Source organism: Acinetobacter sp. YH12200 (assembly GCF_013418175.1).
GTDB classification, from domain to species: Bacteria; Pseudomonadota; Gammaproteobacteria; order Pseudomonadales; family Moraxellaceae; genus Acinetobacter; species Acinetobacter pseudolwoffii.
On record NZ_VPCO01000005.1, the window covers coordinates 101,064 to 123,983 of the forward strand.

Annotated in this window: 24 protein-coding genes; 6 read left to right on the top strand and 18 right to left on the bottom strand. The window is 41.8% G+C overall.

Going from position 1 to position 22,920, the window contains the following annotated elements; genetic code table 11:
- Positions 1-118: 118 nt before the first annotated feature.
- The 11 genes from trmD to ispH all read right to left on the bottom strand — a co-directional run bounded on the left by trmD (position 119) and on the right by ispH (position 10,811).
- Entirely contained in the window at positions 119-853 is a 735-nt protein-coding gene (trmD, locus tag FTU90_RS04645; protein WP_004644986.1) for a tRNA (guanosine(37)-N1)-methyltransferase TrmD, read from the bottom strand.
- Positions 854-880: 27 nt separating this feature from the next.
- Complete coding sequence (gene rimM, locus FTU90_RS04650; RefSeq protein WP_180071977.1) at positions 881-1,429, bottom strand: ribosome maturation factor RimM; 549 nt, start codon at positions 1,427-1,429, stop codon at positions 881-883.
- A gap of 18 nt (positions 1,430-1,447) precedes the next feature.
- The gene (gene rpsP / locus FTU90_RS04655) at positions 1,448-1,705 is read right to left on the bottom strand and encodes a 30S ribosomal protein S16 (protein ID WP_180071978.1); all 258 of its coding nucleotides are present in this window, start codon (positions 1,703-1,705) and stop codon (positions 1,448-1,450) included.
- A 143-nt stretch (positions 1,706-1,848) separates the two neighbouring features.
- Entirely contained in the window at positions 1,849-2,259 is a 411-nt protein-coding gene (locus FTU90_RS04660) for a type IV pilin protein (protein WP_180049895.1), read from the bottom strand.
- A complete protein-coding gene (locus FTU90_RS04665) occupies positions 2,259-2,942 on the bottom strand; it encodes a prepilin-type N-terminal cleavage/methylation domain-containing protein (RefSeq protein WP_180049897.1) in 684 nt (227 codons plus the stop codon). The genes FTU90_RS04660 and FTU90_RS04665 overlap by 1 nt, the downstream gene beginning before the upstream one ends.
- A 10-nt stretch (positions 2,943-2,952) precedes the next feature.
- Positions 2,953-7,080 (bottom strand): pilus assembly protein PilC, encoded by a 4,128-nt coding sequence (locus tag FTU90_RS04670; protein ID WP_180049899.1) that lies wholly within the window; start codon positions 7,078-7,080, stop codon positions 2,953-2,955.
- Positions 7,081-7,097: 17 nt separating this feature from the next.
- Entirely contained in the window at positions 7,098-7,784 is a 687-nt protein-coding gene (locus FTU90_RS04675; RefSeq protein ID WP_180049901.1) for a pilus assembly protein PilX, read from the bottom strand.
- Complete coding sequence (locus tag FTU90_RS04680) at positions 7,784-8,743, bottom strand: PilW family protein (protein ID WP_373687589.1); 960 nt, start codon at positions 8,741-8,743, stop codon at positions 7,784-7,786. Before FTU90_RS04680 ends, FTU90_RS04675 begins: the two co-directional genes overlap by 1 nt.
- 25 nt (positions 8,744-8,768) lie before the next feature.
- Positions 8,769-9,257 (bottom strand): type IV pilus modification protein PilV, encoded by a 489-nt coding sequence (pilV, locus tag FTU90_RS04685; RefSeq protein WP_180049904.1) that lies wholly within the window; start codon positions 9,255-9,257, stop codon positions 8,769-8,771.
- Positions 9,258-9,274: 17 nt separating this feature from the next.
- Positions 9,275-9,697 carry a Tfp pilus assembly protein FimT/FimU gene (locus tag FTU90_RS04690; RefSeq protein WP_180049906.1) on the bottom strand — a complete coding sequence of 141 codons (423 nt, stop codon included), beginning with the start codon at positions 9,695-9,697 and terminating at the stop codon, positions 9,275-9,277.
- 163 nt (positions 9,698-9,860) lie between these two features.
- The gene (ispH, locus tag FTU90_RS04695; RefSeq protein ID WP_005168840.1) at positions 9,861-10,811 is read right to left on the bottom strand and encodes a 4-hydroxy-3-methylbut-2-enyl diphosphate reductase; all 951 of its coding nucleotides are present in this window, start codon (positions 10,809-10,811) and stop codon (positions 9,861-9,863) included.
- 134 nt (positions 10,812-10,945) lie between these two features.
- Here ispH and gmk point away from each other — a divergent pair, with 134 nt between their 5' ends.
- The 6 genes from gmk (at position 10,946) to bfr (ending at position 15,806) form a co-directional block, all read left to right on the top strand.
- On the top strand, positions 10,946-11,569 hold the full coding sequence (gene gmk, locus FTU90_RS04700; RefSeq protein ID WP_074383620.1) for a guanylate kinase: 624 nt from the start codon (positions 10,946-10,948) through the stop codon (positions 11,567-11,569).
- Positions 11,570-11,645: 76 nt separating this feature from the next.
- Positions 11,646-11,927 (top strand): DNA-directed RNA polymerase subunit omega, encoded by a 282-nt coding sequence (rpoZ, locus tag FTU90_RS04705; RefSeq protein ID WP_004650579.1) that lies wholly within the window; start codon positions 11,646-11,648, stop codon positions 11,925-11,927.
- A gap of 213 nt (positions 11,928-12,140) precedes the next feature.
- Positions 12,141-14,246 carry a bifunctional (p)ppGpp synthetase/guanosine-3',5'-bis(diphosphate) 3'-pyrophosphohydrolase gene (locus tag FTU90_RS04710; RefSeq protein WP_159516313.1) on the top strand — a complete coding sequence of 702 codons (2,106 nt, stop codon included), beginning with the start codon at positions 12,141-12,143 and terminating at the stop codon, positions 14,244-14,246.
- A 75-nt stretch (positions 14,247-14,321) separates the two neighbouring features.
- On the top strand, positions 14,322-14,705 hold the full coding sequence (locus FTU90_RS04715; RefSeq protein ID WP_005263848.1) for a RidA family protein: 384 nt from the start codon (positions 14,322-14,324) through the stop codon (positions 14,703-14,705).
- Between the two features lie 218 nt (positions 14,706-14,923).
- Complete coding sequence (locus tag FTU90_RS04720) at positions 14,924-15,118, top strand: bacterioferritin-associated ferredoxin (RefSeq protein WP_004732422.1); 195 nt, start codon at positions 14,924-14,926, stop codon at positions 15,116-15,118.
- A gap of 223 nt (positions 15,119-15,341) precedes the next feature.
- Entirely contained in the window at positions 15,342-15,806 is a 465-nt protein-coding gene (bfr, locus tag FTU90_RS04725; RefSeq protein ID WP_004896252.1) for a bacterioferritin, read from the top strand.
- Positions 15,807-15,856: 50 nt separating this feature from the next.
- Here bfr and FTU90_RS04730 read toward each other — a convergent pair whose 3' ends face one another.
- The 7 genes from FTU90_RS04730 to FTU90_RS04760 form a co-directional block, all read right to left on the bottom strand.
- On the bottom strand, positions 15,857-17,491 hold the full coding sequence (locus FTU90_RS04730) for a PglL family O-oligosaccharyltransferase (protein ID WP_180071980.1): 1,635 nt from the start codon (positions 17,489-17,491) through the stop codon (positions 15,857-15,859).
- 83 nt (positions 17,492-17,574) lie between these two features.
- Entirely contained in the window at positions 17,575-18,312 is a 738-nt protein-coding gene (gene tfpZ, locus FTU90_RS04735; RefSeq protein ID WP_180071981.1) for a TfpX/TfpZ family type IV pilin accessory protein, read from the bottom strand.
- Positions 18,313-18,380: 68 nt separating this feature from the next.
- Positions 18,381-18,869 (bottom strand): pilin, encoded by a 489-nt coding sequence (locus FTU90_RS04740; protein ID WP_180071982.1) that lies wholly within the window; start codon positions 18,867-18,869, stop codon positions 18,381-18,383.
- Positions 18,870-19,079: 210 nt separating this feature from the next.
- Positions 19,080-19,640: a TPM domain-containing protein gene (locus FTU90_RS04745; protein ID WP_180071983.1), complete on the bottom strand. Its 561-nt coding sequence runs from the start codon at positions 19,638-19,640 to the stop codon at positions 19,080-19,082.
- Positions 19,634-20,674, bottom strand: a complete 1,041-nt coding sequence (locus tag FTU90_RS04750) for a YgcG family protein (RefSeq protein WP_180071984.1) — start codon at positions 20,672-20,674, stop codon at positions 19,634-19,636. Before FTU90_RS04750 ends, FTU90_RS04745 begins: the two co-directional genes overlap by 7 nt.
- Before the next feature lie 32 nt (positions 20,675-20,706).
- Positions 20,707-21,297: a LemA family protein gene (locus FTU90_RS04755; protein WP_180049920.1), complete on the bottom strand. Its 591-nt coding sequence runs from the start codon at positions 21,295-21,297 to the stop codon at positions 20,707-20,709.
- A 184-nt stretch (positions 21,298-21,481) separates the two neighbouring features.
- Positions 21,482-22,903: an FAD-dependent oxidoreductase gene (locus FTU90_RS04760; protein WP_180049921.1), complete on the bottom strand. Its 1,422-nt coding sequence runs from the start codon at positions 22,901-22,903 to the stop codon at positions 21,482-21,484.
- Between the last annotated feature and the right edge of the window lie 17 nt (positions 22,904-22,920).

Here is a 22,920-nt window from a genome sequence, read left to right on the forward strand (position 1 = left end):
GACCCGATTATCTTTCCCTTTAAAGTTGACCATCTCAACCATAAAGAGCCTATTAAAGAATACTTAAACTCAATTTAAGTACCGTTTTCGAAGACAGCACCAATTTCTCAGCAATGTCTTACAAATCTTTCAGCCATTTTTTTTGCTGCTTGGTCAATTCTACTTGTTCGACCAGTTCAGGTCGACGTTCAAGTGTTCGCTGATAACGCTGCAAAAACCGCCATTTTTCAATGTTTGCATGATGACCTGATTTAAGTACCTCAGGCACATCCAAACCTTCAAACTGGTCAGGCTTGGTATATTGTGGGCAGTCTAACAGACCATCCACAAAGGAGTCTTGCACATGGGATTGTTCATCAGACATCGCCCCCGGAAGCCTCCGGATAATACTGTCTAATAAAACCATCGCTGGCAGTTCACCACCCGACAAAACATAATCACCAATTGACCATTCCTGATCAACATATTGCTGGATCAAACGTTCATCGACCCCCTCATAACGCCCACACAGTACAATCAATCCGTCATATTGAACGAAGTCTTGTACTGCAGTTTCGTTTAAGGTTTTTCCTTGCGGTGACATATACACCACAGGAACCTGAACTGCGCCTGCTTCATTTGCAAGCTCTTTGGCACGGTGGATTGCTTGTGCCAAAGGCTCCGCCATCATCACCATACCCGGACCACCACCGAATGGACGTTCATCCACCCGTTTGTAGTTGCCCGTCGCAAAATCGCGAGGATTAATGCAATGAATTTGCATCAAATCACGTTTTGCTGCGCGCCCGCTAATACCGTAGGCTGTAATCGCTTCAAACATTTCAGGAAAAAGCGTAATGACTGCAAAAAACATCGCAGACTCCCTTATTTCCAAAAAGTGTTAGTAGTCTACGCCCCAATTGACGTAAATACGACCAGCTTCAAGATCAACGCGTTGTACCACATCTTTATGCCATGGAATCATGCGCTCTTCGCCATCGATACTGTCGGCAGTTGTGCGAACCACCATCACATCATTGGCACCTGTTTCAAACAGTTCAAAAATTTGACCGAGATTAATTTCTTGATCCTCATCATTCAGACCTAACACTGTTAGACCCTTTAAATCAGACCAATAATATTCATCTACACCCGCTTGAGGCAGTTGCGATTTAGCAATCCAGACATTGGTGCCAACCAGTTGGTCTGCCCCAGTGCGATCACTCACACCTTTAAGCGAAACAACCAGGCCTTTACCATGTGGTTTCCAACGTTTTACATCAACAATTTGCCAACCTGCTTTGGTCTCAATGTACCAAGGCAGATAGTCAAATATGTTGCTCATGGGTTCTGTATTGGAATAGACCCAGAGCCACCCATTTAATCCATATGCTGAACGTAGCTGTCCAATCTGAATACGATCTTCGGGAACATTCTGTGTTGGTGTCATGGGCAATCTACTACCATATTAAACAGCAGTTACAGCTTTTTTAGCTTGAGCAGCTAAAGAAGCAACGCGATCTGAAGGTTGAGCACCTTGAGAAACCCAGTGAGCAAAACGGTCAGCATCTAAACGAAGTTTTTCTGCTTTACCTTGAGCTGTCGGGTTGAAGAAACCGATACGTTCGATGAAACGACCGTCACGTGCATTGCGGCTATCAGTTACAACGATTTGATAGAACGGACGTTTTTTAGCACCACCGCGAGTAAGACGAATAACAACCATGATAGAACCTTATAGTTTTTACGGATTATCCTTGTACCGACCATCGATACAGCTCAAACCCCTTTCATAGAGGGCAGTATTTTACGTGATATTTGCCCTGAATGAAAGATCATTTTTTGTTTATCCACAGTTTTGAATTTGGATTATTTGCCGTCCCATGGTTCACATGCACCCGATGTTTTTTCCCAACATTGTTTACCTGTGCTGTCTATAGTTAAACTTCCTGTACTTTTCATTGCGCCAGTACTTTTAGGAGCAGCGGTGAGTGTCCAAGTTTGGTCCCCTGCATCTAAATCGATAGAGTACAGTGCATCATTGCTTGGGAAATCTACTGTAGTATTTGAACCATCTATCGTAGCTGATGAATAATTATGGTTGATAACATAATAGCTCTGCATTTTTTGTGCAATTTGCATCATTTCTGCTTGTGCATCAGCACGTTTAGTTCTCTGTACATAGTTTTGATATGAGGGATAAGTAATTGCCGCAAGAATTGCAATAATAACTACAACAATCATCAGCTCAATTAATGTAAATCCTTTCAAGCTCTTCATTACCATGACTCACTATTATCATCATCACCACAGCTTACGAATGTGCTCACAACATTTTTTACTTTTGTCATACAGCGAAGGCCTGCATTAGTTAAAAGCAAATCATAATTACGTGGCTGTTTAGGCTCCGTGCCGTCTTTAACGCGTTCCACAGAAATAGCCCAACTCAATCCATTAACGCTCTCAGAATCAGTTGTTTCTGCACCTTCACTATTTTTTTCAATTGTCAAAGGTTTATGACGAGTACCACCATCAACTAAGGTAATGATATATTTAACATCTGAGCCACTCGCACCTAAAGGCAATGACAATTTTCCTGTCGCTTTGTCATAATAGCTTTCACTGGTAGAATTCCCATCGGAATCAGTACCTTGATAACCATATAAATACGTTGCATCAAAACCCTTATAACTAAAATTTTTAGATTTAAAACGCTCAAGCTCTCCTGCCAACCGTAAGGCTTCTTGACGAGCGATGGCAAGATCTTTACGTTCAATATATTGACTGTAACTTGGGATCGCGATTGCTGCCAAAATTGCAACAACAACAACCACGATCATCAACTCAATTAATGTAAAACCTTTTGCCTTTTTTAATTGCGCTACCGAATTTAATTGCAAAGCTGTAGCAGAAACAGTCAGCTGTGTATTATGCGTTCGTATTAAACTAGAAAAAAAGTTCATCTCTTTACTCCTAGCGTGTTTCATACCAACGCAATTGTCTTAAATTTGCGGTCGTACTAAACAATTGACATTCAGGCAAGTTTTTATTTGCAGTAACTTTACAATCCACACTACCCGGACGTGGCACTACCAAGCCAGTATTATCTTTATTATTGTTATGACCTAATCCAAGGCCAGAACCTAAAATACCAGCACCTATTTTAACTTTATTAGGTTCACCTGATGTTGTTGTTGCAAACGGACATTTTCCTGTTGGTAAGCAGAACTGATACACATAGGAATCACCTTTAACACCAGCACCACAATTACCACCAATACCCGTACCATCGCGATGGAATACGTTTACATAGAGCATGCTATCCAGTGCATAAAGTTCATTCATGCCTTTATACACACCTGCCTTGTCAGAATAAGTATATTTCCAGCCATCGTTATCGGCGACAGAAACACCATCATCCATTACATCATTTAACGATTCTAAGGCTATATTATTCGTTACAAGTGTCAATTCATCATATAGTGCTGGTTTAGCAACATCTTTGTCATAAACAACAAATACACCATCATCTGCACTAACTGTAGACCCATTATGGTTTGTTCCTGTAGCACCGACTAAAGGCTTACTTCTATTCCCTGAGCTAAATGCAACTGCAGCGATATAACCATCGTTACTTTCATGAATCGATACACTTGGCATTTCATAGAAACGTGGGCTTGCACCACCCGTTACATGCTCATCAAATAAGCGAACAACACGTTTAGCAAAGTTAGCTTTTTTAGCATTTTCATCTGTACCCGTTGCAAGATTATTTAAATCAACACGGAAGCCTTGCCCTGCTAAATCGCCAAAATAAAGATTATCCACTAAACCATCATTATCGCGATCGACTGCGTTAATCTGACTCACAACACTGTATTTCATATTGATATTTGCGTCGCTCGCATCGGTGAATGCTTGAGCGCCTAAGGCTTTTGTAGCATTTGCGCTTGTCCACCACAGTAAATCACCCGTATCCGCATCAAACATATAAACGCCAGCACCACCACCTTTGGTTGTAGCTTGATTGTAATCAGCAGCTTCATAACCTGCATCATAACCACCACCTACAAACATCACTGGACGTTTTTCACTCCCAAAGTTTACATAAGCCAGCGTCGGTTTAGACCAACTTTGCCCCATGTAATCTAGCGCTTCTACAGACACTGTAGTACCAGATTTATAAATTTTTGAGTCAGTTAATTTTGGATCTATATGGAATTTCAAGCTTGGCTTATCGAGGTCAGTAAGGTCCAATGCATAGTAACTGTTTCCGCCCATGCGCAGACCACCATATACCCACTGTAAGCCTTTGAGTGCTAAATCTGTGTTTGTACCACCATCACTTGTTTTATCAGACGCTTGTACTGTTAATGAACCATCCTCTTTAGAAACATATTGCGTATACGCAGACCATGGTGCATCAATCCCATAAAACAAATTAGCAGATCCACCCGTAGTCGAATTTTCAGCTAAAAATGCTTCTGGCTGTCTTTCCATCATTTCATGAGGAGCGAATGCGAATTTTTCTTTACCTGTTTTAACATCTACAACATGTAAAAGACCTTGGGAACTACCAAAGAGTAAATAATCATCCCGATCTGTCGTATCTAGTGCGCCCGTCGCAACATCAACCTTAATAGCACCACGCTGGGTGAGTAAAATTGGTGTTGAGTGCATTACTGTACCAAGCTGACGAAGTTCAGTAGCAGAAGACAAACTATTTAAGGTAATTCCCGTTGCATCAGCAGCAACGTTATAACCCAACAAGTTCAACCAATAATTTTTTTGTGGATCATTAACAAAAGAAGCATTCGCACCTGTTCCAAACAATGCATTTACATTTAATTCTTTTAAAGAATTTGTTTCAGTTGCAGTATATGGCGTCGTCGAACTAATTGTCCTATTTGTAAAAATAGTGCGTCGAACATAAGTTTCATTATCAGAATTAAGTGCAGTACCTAAAGCCAATTGACCAAGCACACCACCACTCCAAAGACCATTGGCATTTGAGTTAAGTGAACCATCGTCTTTAATCAATTTAATAGTGTTGGAACTATTATACAGTTCACCATTATAGACATTGTATTTATTAAGATTACCCATCCACAAACGATATTGCGCCTGAGGCTTTGGTGTAAAAGACGCATAATAACCATAAGGTTGAATCGTTAATGGATTTAAAGCATCTTGAGGTAATGTAGGTGAACCTGTTGCAATGGGTTCAAAATCAGGTGTTACATTCGTAACGAATTTTTTAATACTATTTTTAATATCGGCTGAGTTTTCAGCATAATAAAATCCACCATCACCATAAGCTGAACTACCCCATAAGCAGGCATTTTTAGCATCTTCATTTGGCGCACTTGCACAATTATATGTGCCATCTGCATTCTTAGTTAAACCAGCAAATGAAGCACCAAAACCAACAACTGCAGTTTTAATATTCATATCAGCAGGGTTCTTTTGCGTATTTGATGTTGCAGTTCTATTACGCATTTTTTTGGCATATTCACCAATATATTCCCAACCACCAGTTTCACCAGCAAATAAATCAGACTTTAACGTCGGTGAAACTAAAACGCCTGTACCAGATGGCTTTACCGAAAATTTATAAGTATCAGTTAATGATCGATTTAAAATTGTTCGCGCCATGTCATCTTTCGTCGAGTTTGGTGCACCATCTGTTAAGAAATAAATCCCATTCCCATCACAACTATTCGTTGAACCGCCAGCAATATAATTACTGCTATTTTTCGATTCAGGCACTGAATATGCAAAACCACCAACATTATTATCACTAGTTCCATCTAGTGAAAAAGGATTAGTACGATACGATACCAAACCATTGATACTATCTGGATACCCCCAAACAGTACCAACAACTGGTTCAATATCCATTGGTTCTGTAGGTACTTTCACCCAACCATCAAAACGCCAACCAACAGGAAGTTTTTTATACGCATCCCATAACGATGACATTCCTCCACCAACTGCGGTTCTAAAATTATTAAAGTTAACAGTACACCAGTTCTGGTTGGGAGCATTTGCCCTCGTACATGTACCATCATAAGGCTTATAAATAGTTGTACCTTGAACTGTCTTATCATTATTATTCCATTCAGGCCAGTCACTTGGACACTGTTTCACAGTTGCACCTAATGCTGTGGTTGTCCCTCCCCCAGAAGTCGCACAAAGGAAATAAACCTGTTCCGAGCCTTTTTGCTTCAACATATAGCCATCATAAATATAGCTAACTTTTGTTGATGTTGTAGCAACACCTGTATTTGTCCCCATCATATAGGCAGCAGCTTCTGCATAAGCGTGTGCTGTTGGCGTACCGCTGGCTGCCTTAATTATATCTGGATAGGTTTGACTGGATATTTTTAAATTACTATTTGGAGTTCCATCTTCATTTGTTGATGTATCAATGGATTTAATTGCTGCTAAAGCTTGAGCTATTTTTATACGCTGCGCTGTTGTCAACGGAGCATTTGGCACAACAATCCGACCGGAATGACCATCGACTAATTTTGTAGGTACATTACCAATAGTCAACTCTGTTCTAGATGAAAACTGGCCTAGCCCCATAACTACACTATCAGACAATCCTGTTGTTGGACTTTCTGCCAACAGTGGTAAAATTGCATCCTTGAGGCGAGATAGTCGATCGTATTGAGTTACACCGCCACTAGTACATCCGCGAACGTAGTAAGTTATGGTAGTTGTACCAATTGTCACTGATTTTTGGATTGATGTTCTATTAGTTGCAGTATCCCTTAAATTATAGGCCCACTCCTTAAAATTGACCGCCGTGGAGTCCTTATAATCATTTTTAAATTCTTTTACATCAACTTGCGCACACAACGGGCTATCCACATCACCTGGACTACCATAGCTATTATTTTTGGGCAATACTAGAGAACTTATACCCATACTGCCCGATGTATCCAACATTAATAAAATAGAAGTTTTACCACCAGTTGTGCTGCTATAAATATCAATATCACTCGCTTGAGTTGCGGCACTTTGACATAACACCAATGTCATCACCATTGATACCGAAGCCGAAAGTATATTTTTTTGATATAACTTTTTCATCACTAAACCCTCTTTCCTTACGATACCAATTTCGGCTGACCGCCAACGACATAATCAGAATGTTGCATATTGTATGGAATATTTAAACCATCAAAACATGCTGCTACTTCTGAACTTTTCTTTTTAAAGCAAGTTTCAATATCAGCTTTAGATGCAGCAGAAAAACTTGGTAATATAGAAATTACTGTCGCACCAATATTATTGGTGCTTGATGGAACTGGGCTTTGACCAACACTGGTACCCTTAGGAACACTACTAAACGGCGCTTCGGTCGTTGTATTTTTAGTTAAATAAATTTGGGAAATAACAGCCGAACGTCCCATTGAAAACTGATTTGCTTTACAAAATCCACTAACACCTTGCTTAGTCGTTGAACCATCTGCAGAAATTGCACTTGCTTTTGACAACTTAAAAAAACTACTTTCACTAGCTCTATAGCAAAAAACCAATTCATCTTTTGCATTTGCCGCAGAGTTGAAATAAGCAAACATGCCATCTAATGCCATTTGTCTTGCAATTTGATTTGGGTTTTCAATATTAAATAATGCTGAGTCAGAATTCCCCATAAGTAGCGAATTAACCTGGCTATTCGTAGCAATTTTAAGCCCCAAAATACCCGATTTCACCGCAATTGTTCCTATTAAAGTAATAATGACTAAAATAATTAATACTGTAATTAATGTCGCACCTTTTTGTTGATTCATTACGATGCCCCCAATGTATTACGAATAGCAACGACTTGATTTACAGCTTGGCGAAGATATTTTTTGTTTAATGCCTCATCACCTTTTAAAGTTACATTCTGTCCTGCCACTTCAAATGTCTTTTTTGTATTTAGACTTGCATCTGCCCCAATTGTGCCAGTCGAACGAGATAATACGCCAACATCAATTGAAACCACATTTAAATAAGTATTTGTACAAGACGTCGCATATTTATCAGCCTCACAAGGCTCGGCATCTAAAATACCATCCATCTCATCTTTATAATCACTAATCGTCATATATCTTAAGTTTCCAGCTGGATTCTTAACACCTAAACGTATTTTAAATGCATCTACTCGTTGCATAATTTGTTGTGCATTCACACCCAAACCGTCTATCGTTGTGCTAGTCGATTCATAAGAACCGGCATCACAATACAAAGAATAAGACGTTGGCTCACCTGCAACTTGTTGTGGTGCTTCAGCAACAAAATAGCGTTGTACAATAATTTTTGATGAAGCATCATCAATGTTATTTCCTTCGCAATCAGTAATTGTTTCTTCCGCAGGAACATATTGCATTGTAAATTGATCACTATTCCCCGAAGTGTTATCAGCATCTTTATCTTGTGCAGTCGCGTATTTACTTTCCATATCACTAAAAGCAGCTAAAGTGGTTGGAAGATTTTCTTTAGTAAAAATGACACCTGAACCATTAGTGATATTGTTTACTCGCTGAGAAGACAATGTATTTAGGTTTGCATGACGAATATCATGCGTAACTACAGATAAGCCAAAATTCGCATTTTGTTGTAATTCGCCCATGCTATTTTGTAAATTTAAGGATCTTGAGCTGCTAAAAAAGATAGCCAAACCTGCAGCAACGATGATTAAACCCAATGCTAATGCAATCATAAGCTCGATTAAGGTGAAGCCAGCATTGACTCGATTACCGTTGATCGAGTGATAAGAAGTCGTATGTCTATTAGCTTCCATAGTTATAGACCTCCATAATGATACATTGTGCATTTGGGATATATGCTGCACCGTTTGTACAGTCTGTTGCTGCCGTACCATTTGTTGCTGTAGTACCGCCCCATGCAACATATACACATTTACGAACTAATGTTGAGCCTTGGCAATTTAAAACATTCATATTCATACCTAAATCGGTAGCGTGTTTACTTACTTGCGCATAGTCGTATTGAGCCATTTCTTTAGGTGTACAAAATTCTGCAGCACACTTCGTTGCCGCACTCTCATCACTTTTATAATCAAGTAAGCCTTCCCGATTCATACGCATTCTTTCGGCCAAATCACGTGCAATATTAGTCGCTTGAACATTCATACTGGCTTCAGTCGTTGCTGTAACAGCTCGAATTTGTAATGCAACAAAGCCTAATACTGCAATACTAAGCAGTATGAGAGCGACCAACACCTCTATCAGACCAACACCTTTTTGAGAATTTATCATTATATTTTTCCCTAATTTCAGGTTGGGCAACTGGTTAAAGATTTGTTGTACACGACTGTTCCACCTTTTTGTACATAAACATAAGCCTTTAATGTTGAATCACTTTTATGTGAAAAAATAAAGCACTCTGCATTATCTGTCTGACCTAAGCGTTTAAATGTTATAGACGTATCACCACTATCTTTTTGAATATGAGACGGCACCCAAGTTTTATATGAATCTGCAACCGTTGTATTTACAGCTAAAATTTGTGGTTTCTGCTTAAAAATCGCTTCTGAACGAGTTTCAGCCAACAGATCAATAAAATCACGAGTATCTGTGGTTAATTGATAATTTCGAACTAATTTAATAAACGAAGGCGCAGCCATTCCTGCAATAATCGCCAACACCGCAATCGTCACCATCAATTCAATTAACGTAAATCCTTTATTTTTCTGCATACTCCCCCCAAGGCGCGCCAAACTTTACCCTATTAAAAATAATATCTAATTAAATTACAAAACAAACACAAATAAGGATAAAAGGCATAAAAAAACAGATAATTGCCAAAAAGCAATTATCTGTCAATTCCTAAAAAATTCAGAATGTTAAGTACTTAACACTTTAGGCTTGAGTTACTGGAATACGTAACTCTTTGGGTAAACTAAATGTAATATTTTCTTCACGACCATCTAGCTCTTTAGGTGCTTGGGCACCCCAATCCTGTAAACGCTGAATGACTTGTTTAATCAGAATTTCTGGTGCAGAGGCTCCGGCGGTTACGCCAATCTGAGCATTTTCTTCAAACCATTCCTGTTTGAGTTCATCGGCATTATCAACCAGATAAGCTGCTTTACCCATACGTTCTGCCAACTCACGTAGACGGTTGGAGTTCGATGAATTTGGCGAACCCACCACAAGTACAACATCACAACGCTCGGCTAGATCTCGTACTGCATCTTGACGGTTCTGTGTGGCGTAGCAGATATCATCTTTACGCGGCCCTTGAATCAGCGGGAACTTTTGGCGTAAAGCATCAATCACTTTCGCCGTATCATCAATCGATAAAGTCGTTTGAGTGACAAAAGCCACTTTTTCAGGATGATGCACAGTTAAGGCAGCAACATCTTCTTCATCTTCGACCAGATAAATTTCACCACCATTTTTCTTGTCATACTGACCCATGGTACCTTCGACTTCAGGGTGGCCTTCATGACCAATCAGAATGGCTTCTACGCCTTCACGCGCATATTTGGTCACTTCAATATGCACCTTGGTGACCAATGGACAAGTTGCATCAAAAACCTTTAAACCACGGCGTTCGGCTTCAAGCTGTACCGCCTTGGAAACCCCATGTGCGCTAAAAATCACAATATTGTCATCGGGCACTTCATCGAGTTCATCGACAAAGATCGCGCCACGCTGACGCAGGTCATCGACTACAAATTTGTTATGTACCACTTCATGCCGCACATAAATCGGTGGATTAAAGCATTCTAGGGCACGGTTCACGATCGCAATGGCACGATCTACACCAGCACAAAAACCACGTGGGTTGGCTAAAACAATTTCCATAGAATCCTCAATACTCACACCATTTTTAGCGGTTCAATTGAAATAAATGTCAAACAATCGACTGGTAACTATTTAGTTTAAAGCCGGTCTACTCTAAAATAGAGAAGATATTTTATCATATCAGGAAAAATATCATGTCGGGTCTCTTGTTTGTCGTTTCTGCAGCGTCTGGAACAGGCAAAACATCCCTTGTTAAAGCCCTACTTGAGCGTGTCAATAACCTTCACGTTTCTGTGTCCCATACCACACGCGGTCAACGACCTGGCGAACTCGATGGCGTACACTATCATTTCTCCCAGAAAGACGATTTTTTAAATCTGGTCAATGAAGGTGGTTTTATTGAATACGCAGAAGTATTCGGTAATTACTACGGTACCGCGCAGGCGACTGTTAAAGAACAATTGGCCAAAGGCCATGATGTGCTGCTGGAAATTGACTGGCAAGGTGCACAACAAGTCCGTCGACTTTTTCCTGAATCTAAACAAATTTTTATCTTGCCACCAAGTCAGTTTGACCTGCGTGAACGTCTGTCTAACCGGGGTACCGATACAGTTGATGTGATTGAACATCGTCTGAGCTGTGCAGTGGAAGATATGCAGCAATATAGCAACTTTGACTATATTATTATCAATGATGACTTTAACAAGGCGCTGCATGATCTCGAAGCGGTCATTATCGCCAACCGTTTGACCTTGTCACAACAAGCCAACCGTCATGAAAAACTGATTCAGCAACTGATCACACCCACTGAACAGTGATTAAAACTTGAGTCTATAGACAAAGCCTTTTATACTGTGCAGTCTGTTAAAATTTATTATTCAAACGAGAATTCTTATGGCACGCGTCACCGTTGAAGATTGTTTAGACCATGTAGACAACCGCTTTGAGCTTGTACTAGTGGCAAGCAAGCGCGCGCGTCAATTGGCACGTCAAGGTATTGAACCAACTGTAGAATGGGACAATGACAAACCGACTGTTGTTGCTTTACGTGAAATCGCTGCAGGTCATGTATCTAAAGATATTTTGAAACAACGTGATCAGGACTATCAAACATCAAGTCTGGACCTTGCACTTTCTGCAAATAATCTAAACTTAGACGGTTTTTCTTTCCAATAAGATATCGTCACAAAAAAAGCCTAGTTTTAAACTAGGCTTTTTTTGTTATGTGACTTTTATATTTATGCCAGAACGGTTATAACATAAGGGTTAGCTATCGAACTTGAATCCGCTTTCTATTTGTTAAAGTAAAAAATTGGCAAGCGCTACAATTCATATTTATCAAAGCTTTCATGGTTTTATTTGTAAGAAACTCAGTTTTAAAGGTGTTTTATGCCAGGCCCACAGGTCAGTCAAGCCAAGCAACAGTTAGAGATGATGATCGACGCGTATTTAAATGAACGTGATGTCGAACGTGTGCTTGCGGCCTGTGATTATGCAGATATCGCGCATGACGGAATTGTGCGTAAAAGTGGTGAACCCTATATCCTGCATCCGATTGCGGTGAGCTGTATCTTGGCGCATATGCGTCTGGACACTGAAACCCTCATGGCTGCTTTATTGCATGATGTGATTGAAGATACCGACTTCAACAAGGATGATATCAGCGAGACTTTTGGTTTTACCGTGGCCGAGCTGGTCGATGGCGTGACCAAACTGAGTCATTCCAGCGATAAAGAATATAATAAAGCCGCGTCATTCCGAAAAATCCTGCAAGCCACCTTACAGGATCCACGTGTCATTATTGTGAAACTGGCCGACCGCTATCACAACATGACCACTTTGGAAGCGCTGCGCCCGGACAAACGCGCGCGTATTGCCCGTGAAACCTTTGAAATTTTTGTGCCGATGGCACGTATTGTCGGCATGAATGAAATGGCCGACAATCTGGAACATCTGTGTTATCAGAATCTTGATCTGGACATGTATAACAACGTTCAGGCAGCACTGTTAGAAACCAAGCCAAAACGTTGTGAATATCAGGCGATCTGGGAACAAAAGCTGAATGATCTCTTAGAAGACTATAAAATTGAAGGTCGAATCAAAAAGAAAAATAACAATATTGAGCTGTTACGTCATTTTGTTAAAAATGATATTGACCTGCAAGAGCTAACCCATAGCCACGCCTTTGAAATTATTTTACAAAGCATTGCCGATTGTGACCGTCTGGCAGAGATTCTGACTCAAAGCTTTAAAATTCAAAGCTATGAAGATCATATTCGCCGTCCATTACCCGGTGGCAACCAGTCCTTGATGATGCGTTTAAAAGGTGAAAAAACCACGTTATCGCTCACCATTCAAACCGAACTGATGCGTAAAGCCGCACGTTTTGGTGTGGTACTGGGTGAAAATGCCCCCCAAGCCTGTCGTTCTGCAATTCAGGCCTCGATGCAAAATCTGAACGTGTTGGTCGATGGTGAATGCGCCAAAACCACCTTTAGTGAATTACTGGATTATCTGCATCAGGAAAAAATCTGGGTGTATACCCCGCATGGGCATTTACACGAATTGCCGCAAGGTGCGACAGCGGTTGATTTTGCTTATGCGGCCAGCCTGTTTCTCGGTAACCATGCCATCGGGGCGAAAATTAACAATGAGACCAAACCGCTCTCTACTCCGCTAGTCAGCGGCCAGGTGGTCGAAATCATTACCGATGTTCTTGCCACCCCAAATCCGGACTGGCTCAGCTTTATCAATACCCAGAAAGCCCGCCGTGCCATTCAGAATATCCTGCGCGATCAGGATCTGGACGAACAGCGTCTGGTCGGTCAGCAAGCACTGAATCGTGCCCTAAAACTGTTTCATCGTTCGATCCGGGATCTGACCGAAGCGGACTGGAAAAACCTGCTGGAATGGCGCCATATTGCCACTCAGGAGCAGCTGTTTGAGCAGATTGCAGTCGGTGACTTATTGCCGCAACTGGTGGCCAATCATTTATTCGCCCAAGACCAGCATCAAAACATTGCCAGCTCAGGGCGCCTGATTCAGGGCACTGAAGGTGTGGATGTCAAATATGCGCATTGCTGTAATCCGGTGCTGGGCGATCCGATTCAGGGTCATTTGACTCGTCGTGGCCTGATTGTGCACCGTTCACGCTGTCATAACCTGCTACACGAACAGCATCAGCACCCTGAAAATATCATGCCCTTGCAGTGGACTGCCGATGATCTGGACGATATCAGCTTTAGCGCCTATCTCAGCATTGATCTGGCCATGGATGATGAGCAGATTTCTGACCTGATTTATCAATGTCGTAAAGCACATTCAGGGGTAGAGATGGTGCGCACCCAGGATGAGCAGACCTATGTCAATATCGTGGTGCATAACCGCAAACAGATTGCCCAGATCATCCGGGACCTGCGTATGTATTTCGGTTTTCCAAGAATTACCCGTCTGACCCGGCCCGTCATTCTGAGCGAAGCATCTAAAGCGAGTTAATCATTTAAAACGATAATGCTGTTGTCGGCTGGATTGATCGAATATGATGTATGTTGATGATAAAAGGAGAAATTAATGTCCCGCCAAGTGATCCATACTGAAAATGCCCCTGCTGCGATTGGCACCTATTCGCAAGCCATTTTAGTCGGTGATACCTTATATCTATCTGGTCAAATTGGCTTAGATCCTTATAGTATGGAATTGGTTGAAGGCATTGAAGCACAGATTCGCCGTGTATTCGATAATTTAAAAGCCGTCTGCGAAGCGGCCGGTGGCTCTCTGGCAGACATCGCCAAACTGAATATTTATCTGACTGATTTATCGCACTTCCAGCTGGTGAACCAGATTATGGGTGAATATTTTGCCCAGCCTTATCCAGCACGTGCAGCACTCGGTGTTGCCAGCCTGCCAAAAGATGCTCTGGTCGAGATGGATGGCGTTGTCATCATTCAGCAATAATTTTTAAAATTTATGTAACACTTAAACTTCTATATTTCGTTTGCAATCATGAATCACTCTAGCAAAAACCCGAGCAATAATCGGATTTTTGCTAGAGTGATATTTTTTTATCTAAATCACCAATCACAATAAAAGCTATTTCAAATGATTTTTATTGACAAACGATAACAATTATCAATAATATTACTTATCTTATTTAAACACTGTGGTTGTGTCCTATGTACGTTTGTTTATGCCGTGGCATTACAGATCAAGACATTAAAGATGCTATTGCAAATGGCGCTGAAACGTATCGTGATGTGCGCGATATATTGGACTTGGGAACCTGCTGTGGCCGCTGTGCACCAGAAGCCCGTATGATCATCAGTGATGAAGTTTCACAAATTGCGGCCCGTTTGGCTGTGGCCGCCTAAACCGAATAAAGATAATCATAAATCAATGATCTCAGATCATTCCTCCTCCCCCGCCTCTGACTCTGGCGGGTTTTTATTGCCGTTGATCTAAGCCTGGATCGATTTGATTGCGATTTTCATTTGCTGTTCCATAAATTACTCGCCATTGCCCCCTGACTTGCTTTACTATCATCCTTAGAGTGCTTTCTTAGAAAGATAAAACAGGTTCAAATGGAGTTATGTGATGAAAGGCAATCGTGATGTGATTAATCAGCTCAATCAGGTGTTGTATCACCACCTAACTGCAATTAACCAGTATTTCCTGCATTCGCGCATGTTTAATGACTGGGGCATTGAGAAACTGGGCTCGGCAGAATATAAAGAATCGATTGTGCAGATGAAGCATGCCGATAAAATTATTGAACGGATTTTATTTTTAGAAGGTCTGCCGAATCTGCAACATCTGGGCAAACTGTATATCGGCCAGCATACTCAAGAAGTGCTGCATTGTGATGTACGTAAAGTTAAAGAAAACATTGAGACCATTCAGAAAGCTGTGGCACTGGCTGAAACGGAAATGGATTATGTGACCCGCGATCTGGTACAGGAAATTCTGGAAAAAGAAGAAAACTATCTGGACTGGACCACCACGCAAATTGATCTGATTGAAAGTGTAGGTATCGAAAACTATATTCAAAGTCAGCTCTAAGATTCGATTTAAAATCAAAAAGCCAGCAGATGCTGGCTTTTTTGTACTTATTAGCGCGACATATCCCGAGTCACCTCTGCATAGCTCAGTTCAGTTTTCTGAATCGTATTTAAACGCTGCAGTTGATGCTGTGCTTCATCGACATAGCCGTTATACGCCAATAAACGAATATATTTTAAAAAGTTGTATTTGGTTGGATAGCTCACCACCAACTTTTCATATTGATGAATTTCATCTTCGCTCATCTTGCGATAAGGATTGACCCTGATCCAGTCAATCCGGTGATTAAACTCGGTCAGCAGATAGATTGGCTTTTCATTGGTGATGTTTTCAGGCTGCATTTCATAGCGAATACTTTGTCCGAGTTTTGGTACAGCAGTATCGTAATCTCGATAAATTACGACCAACAAGAGCAATCCAAGACTGAAAGTCAGTTTCAGCCATATCGAAGGCAAGGTAATGGTTTTAATTTTCGGATTTTGTGCCAAGACCGTGCCCAGAATAAAACCCACCGGCAACAGGAAATAGGCATAGTGCTGTGGAAACTCAAACATGGCATGGGTGACAAATGCTCCAATCATCAAGATCCCGATGACAGATTCTGGTGTGTTAACCCATCTTTGCAACTGATAGCCCAAATAACCCAAATAGGCCAGAAATGGCAGACCGATGAGCAGTCCATTCCAGATCAAAAAGTCCAGAATAAAATTATGCGCGCTACGAATCCAGACCGGACCTTGCACCGTATCGCTGATCGAAACAAAAGCCACACTGGTCTGATACCAGCCATAGCCAAACCATGGCTGCGCCTGAATTGCAGCCAGCATCTGCTCCCAGATTGCGAGGCGTGACATATCACCGGTGGCACGCGATACCACATCACGGCTTTGCACGACATCCGCATCTATCGCTTGGGCAGCGAGCTGACTGAGTAATGGAGAAGCTACGATACAAGCAATAAAGAAGATGAACCAAGCAGTGCTGTAGTACCATTTCAGGCGAATGATGCCTTTATATTGATAGAACGCCAGATACAGTATGATCGCGATGGCAGCCACCCAAGCAGTACGCGACTGACTTAAAGCCACTCCCATAACAATCACTGCAGCGCAGGCAAATAGCCACTTGGTCTGGATTTTTTTCTTTTCATATACGTAAAGGCAGCTCATCAATGCCATGACTAAAAAAGTTGCCATATTATTTGGCTGGGCGAAGTTGGCATAGGGCCGCTGATTACCGCTGATATTCACCATACCTGGTAAAGTCGCGTCCAGATTGGTCCATTGGCATATCGCAATAATTCCTGTGGCTGTACCTGATGATAGAAATACATAGCTTAGATTAGTAAAGGTTTCTTCTCGGCTATAGTTTCCTGTTGAAAGCTGATAACCCAACACACTTGCCAACCAAAAACTAAAGACAAAAATACAGCCCATCATGGCGATGCTAAAGAAAAACACTTGTCCTGTTAAAAAATGGATCAGCGGTACACCAGCGAGGAGCAATAAAGGAAAACTAATAGCTGGAATTTTTAATTTTTCTTTGAGGCAGATTGCAGCGAGCGCAAATAATGCAAAGAAGGCATATAGCTCACCGGTATAGGTGACCCATGGACGATAATGGATAGGCATAAGCCATGCAAGGGAGATCAGGATTGCGGCAAGAAGGGCGAGCGTGAATTTCATGGAAATATCAAGCAGTGGAAGTTTGGCACATGATAAACAAAAAGCAGATTAAAGGGTAATCTGCTTTTTAGATTTTAAGGATGTTAGTTCCAAGGACGCAGGTCGACGATTTTGACGACTTCCGCGGTGTCTTTATTGACTAGCACCACCATGTCTTCCGCATTGGCTTTTAAAGGCAACCATGCATTCGCTGTTGGGTATTTTGCTAAAATAGATTCAACTTGAGCTGCTTCATTAAACTGCTTTAATTGCATAAGGTCTTGTGCACGTTCTTGTATTTGTGGTTTGACCACAATGAGGTCGACATAGCGTTCTGGGCGCTGTGCAATTGAAATACCTCCCAATACTTCTTCAAATAAATTTTGATTTTTTTCTTCAATGTTTTTTGAAATTTCAACACCTACAAATTTAGGTTTTAACCACGTTGGATATCGGTATTCAGCATAAGTATTTTCAAAACCATCTGTTATAAGATCATTGACACGAATAAGTTCAAAACGATCTACATTATAAGCAATCCAAACTGGACGAGCTTGTGAAATCGAATACAGACCATAAATAAGTGCTGAAAACTGCAGTAAAAAAATAATTACCAAATCAAATTTTAAGCTCTTTTTCTTTTCTTTATAAACAACACAACCTAAAAGAGGACCAAGAATTACATCAATTACTAAAAGCATGAAAAATATTTTTAAAATACCAGTCGCTTTTGCCAATGGGCTCGGATACCAAATATTAAATACCCAAAGCAGGGCGATAATGGCTATACAAATAGATATGAAAAAGTGCCATAGAAAAAATCTAACGCATTTACTTTTCATAGGAATACTCAGAGAATAAAAATAGACATAAAAAAAGACTGGTAAACCAGTCTTTTTTTAAGCTTAAATTAACGACAATTTGATGGTGCTAATTTAGATGCTAAAGTACCTGCAACGGCTGGAGCTACTGCACCTAACGCACCACATGCCCAATTAATTTGAGTGGCAGGTGGAGTATAACCTGTTGCTACTGTAGAGTTTGGTAGTGCTACTGGTACTGCTGCTGTACCAGTATATGGACGTAAAATCAAAGTACCACCTGCCTGAACTGGTGCAGCATAAGTTATTGTAATTTCACCATTTTCATCATCAATTAAAACGCTAGTTACATCTTTAGTCGCTGTAGGAGCTGAATATCCTAAAGAATAAACTGCAGCACTTGCAGCATTTTCTACAACAGCTGTTTTAGCAGCAGATGCTAAAGCAATACCTTCAGAAACTTTCGCACGCTTGGTGTAGTCTTGATAAGCAGGAATTGCCACTGCAGCCAAAATACCAATAATAGCTACGACAATCATAAGCTCGATGAGCGTGAAGCCCTTCTGCATTGTATTCATAACATTCTCCACAAATGTTTATTGTTTATTTATAAGCCTAAAGAAAAAGCTCATTTAGCTTATTTTATAGTTAGCACTAAATGTGCCAAGTTTTATTATAATAAAATTGACAGAAAAAACAGCACTTTAAAAAAATATTTTTATTTTTGTAATTCTTATGTTTTATTTTGTGTAACTAACTGACAAAAATTGTCAATTAGTTGACTAAAATCACCCCAGAATGATTGGTTTATTCCCTAATTCATTCTTTAAATCATCTATTCTCCGATCATAGTACTGGTCTAAAACTTTTCCAATCAGTTTCACTCCTTCGATCACCCCTTCTTTAAACTGCTGCTGGACTAAATGCTGAATAATATTTTGGCAGATTTCATCCCAGACTTGCTGGGTCGTTGCATTTTTAATTCCACGATCAATCACAATTTCAACCTTGTGCTCGCACAGGTTCAAATAAAGCAGTACCCCACTGTTATATTCAGTATCCCAAACACCAATTTCAGCAAATAACTGACGAGCCCGACATAAGGTATCTTGATAATAAGCAGATCGTGAAGGCAAACAACCTTCAATCACCACCTGAATCTCCCCCACATGCCCATGCTCGGCTTCTTCGACCGCAACTGCAATCGCATGCTGATCCTGCTTGGAGAAAAAACGCTTGGTTGCCGGCATATAAAAGAAATGTTTTAGCCAGCGCTTAAAATTCGGCTGCGCATGCTCTTCCAGCTTCGGCCGCGTGACAATTTCTGTCGTATCTGTTGTTGTTACCATGAGCCTGATGCTCCTCCCCCACCAAATCCACCACCGCCTCCGCCGAAGCCGCCACCACCAAAACCACCGCGGCCGCTACCGCCACGGCCTGCGCCTGCCATAAAGGCATGTAAGACCAGCTGGGCAAGCGAAGTGATCAAAACAAAAAATACACCTATCCCGATCATTAAACTGGCAATCAGCCCCAGTCCATTCACCAAGCCAGCTGCAGTCCCGGCCACGGCTGCAGTTGCCGCACTCAGCTTCCGGCCAAACATCATCGAGCCGATCACACCGGCAATGACGATAAAGATGACGGCACTCAGCGTTGCTTGCGATGCTTTTTGTGCCTGATAGGCCTGTTCCTGACGCTCTTTCAGCTCATCCGCTGCCTGTGCTGCAATTTCAGGATCCAGATTTAAAATCCGTTCTATTTCAGCCAGTCCTGCATCAATCCCTTGCGCATATTGGCCCTGTTTAAAATATGGCGTGATCTTGTCATTGATAATCCGACCTGCCACGATATCGGGCAGCACGCCTTCCAACCCATAGCCAGTCAAGATTTGAATGCGCCGATCATTGATGGCAATGGTCATCAACAAACCATTATCCCGTTTGGCCGAGCCGAGCTGCCAGGCATCAGCCACGCGCATGGAATAATCAAAAATATCTTCCTGTCCCGTGGTTGGAACAATCACGACACCAACCTGGCCTTTGCCCGCATTATGCAAGTTTAAAATACGCTGACTAAGTTGCTGCTTTTCAGCTGGACTGAGTATATTGGCCTGATCAATCACCGGTTCATTTAGACTGGGTAAATCACGCTGAATCTGGCCTTCGGCCATATCATTGGCAATTTGTGGCTGCCGGGCTGAGGCTGTTTCAGTAGCCGTTTGAGAATTAGTCGCAGCCGGATTTTGCAATATTTCACGTGCAACAATAACTTCTTCGGTATCCGTTGCTGTCGCGGTCTCACTCCAAGCCAGATTGTTCAGACTTGCACTTAAACTGATCAACAAACCAGCACAGAATTTTGCCGCCAGATTATGCCTCATTGCAGCCACTCTCTCTTTTGCAAAATTTGATCTTAATCAAATGAAACTGTCGGGGCTTTCTGTGCACTTTGCTCGGCACTAAAGTTTGGTTTGGTGTCCATCCCAATCACTTTTGCCGTCATCACTTGCGGGAATTGACGCGCATAGCCATTAAAGTCCTGAACCGTGGTGATATAACGGTTACGTGCCACAGCAATTCTATTTTCAGTGCCTTCGAGCTGTACCTGTAAATCACGGAACTGCTGGTTGGCTTTCAGGTCTGGATAATTTTCAGTCACCGCCAATAAACGCGACAAGGCACTGGTCATTTGCGACTGCGCTTCCTGATAGCGCTGGAATAATTCAGGATCTTCCAGCACTTCTCGATCTACTTTTAAACCGGCAACATTGGCACGTGCCTGAGTCACTTCGGTTAATACCTGTTCTTCATGTGCGGCATAGCCTTTGACCACATTAACCAGATTCGGCACCAAATCGGCACGGCGCTGATACTGGTTTTGCACTTCAGACCATGACGCAGTGACCGCTTCATCTTTCACCTGCAAAGTGTTATAGCCACATCCTGTGAGAGTCAAGGTACTGGCCAGCATCAGGGTTATTAAAGATTGTTTGAATAGACGCATGATGTTTATCCTCAATTATTTATTGATATTTATTTAATTAATTTGATTTTAAACAGTATTTTCTAAAGTTTTGTTACTTTTTATAATCTTTTTAATGCTTCACACTTTAAAATTAAAAATTATCGAAGATGAAAAAACCCGCCGTAGCGGGTGTTCTTGAATAATTTGAGCTTATTCTTAACGGTTAAACTTCCAGATAATCCAGAATCCCTTCTGCGGCCTGACGACCTTCCCAGATGGCTGTGACGACCAAGTCAGATCCGCGAACCATGTCACCACCAGCAAAGATTTTCGGATTTGAGGTCTGGAACTTGTATTGCTGCTGTTCAGCAGCAACGACACGACCTGAACCATCCAGATTAATTTCTACATCGATGAACCAATCTGCTGGACTAGTACGGAAACCGAAAGCAAGCAGGACTGCATCCGCCGGAAGAATTTCTTCTGAACCCGGAATCGGCTCTGGACTACGGCGACCACGGCTATCTGGCTCACCTAGCTGAGTAGTAATAAATTTCACGCCAGTCACTTTGCCATTTTCACCGACAATCTCGATTGGCTGACGGTTGAATTGAAATTCCACCCCTTCTTCACGTGCATTTTGTACTTCACGACGTGAACCCGGCATGTTTTCTTCATCACGACGATAAGCACAAGTGACTGTCTCAGCACCTTGACGAATCGAAGTCCGGTTACAGTCCATCGCTGTATCACCACCGCCCAGCACAATGACTTTTTTGCCTTGTACGCTGATATATTCAGCCGGATCTTTTTCCCAGCCTTGAGTACGGTTGACATTGGCAATCAGGAAGTCCAGTGCATCAACAACACCATCCAGGTCTTCGCCGGCAAAACCACCTTTCATGTAGGTATAGGTGCCCATGCCCATGAATACCGCATCATAATCATTAAGTAACTGGTCAATCGTGACATCGGTGCCAATTTCAGTATTGAGACGGAATTCCACGCCCATGCCGGTGAAAATTTCACGGCGGCGTTTCATCACATCTTTTTCCATTTTAAATTCTGGAATACCAAATGTTAAAAGACCACCAATTTCCGGACGTTTGTCAAACACGACTGGCTTTACGCCGGCACGAACCAAAATATCCGCACAGCCAAGTCCGGCAGGACCTGCACCAATAATCGCGACTTTTTTATTGGTCCACTTCACATTAGACATATCCGGACGCCAGCCCAAAGCAAAGGCGGTATCGTTGATATATTTTTCAGCATTGCCAATGGTGACCGCGCCGAAACCATCGTTCAGGGTACAGGCCCCTTCACAGAGACGGTCTTGCGGACAGACACGACCACAGACTTCCGGCAAGGTATTGGTCTGGTGGCACAGTTCCGCTGCCTGAAACAAACGTCCTTCAGCCACCAGTTTCAACCAGTTCGGAATGTAGTTATGTACCGGACATTTCCACTCACAATACGGGTTACCACAACCGAGACAACGATGAGTCTGGTTCGCAGCGATTTCCGCAGTAAACGGTTTATAAATTTCCACAAATTCTGCTTTGCGGACATCAAGCTCTTTTTTCTCTGGATCTTGGCGTGCGACATCCAGAAATTGAAAGTCATTACTCAGGCGTTCTGCCATGTCTCTCTCCGTGGCTA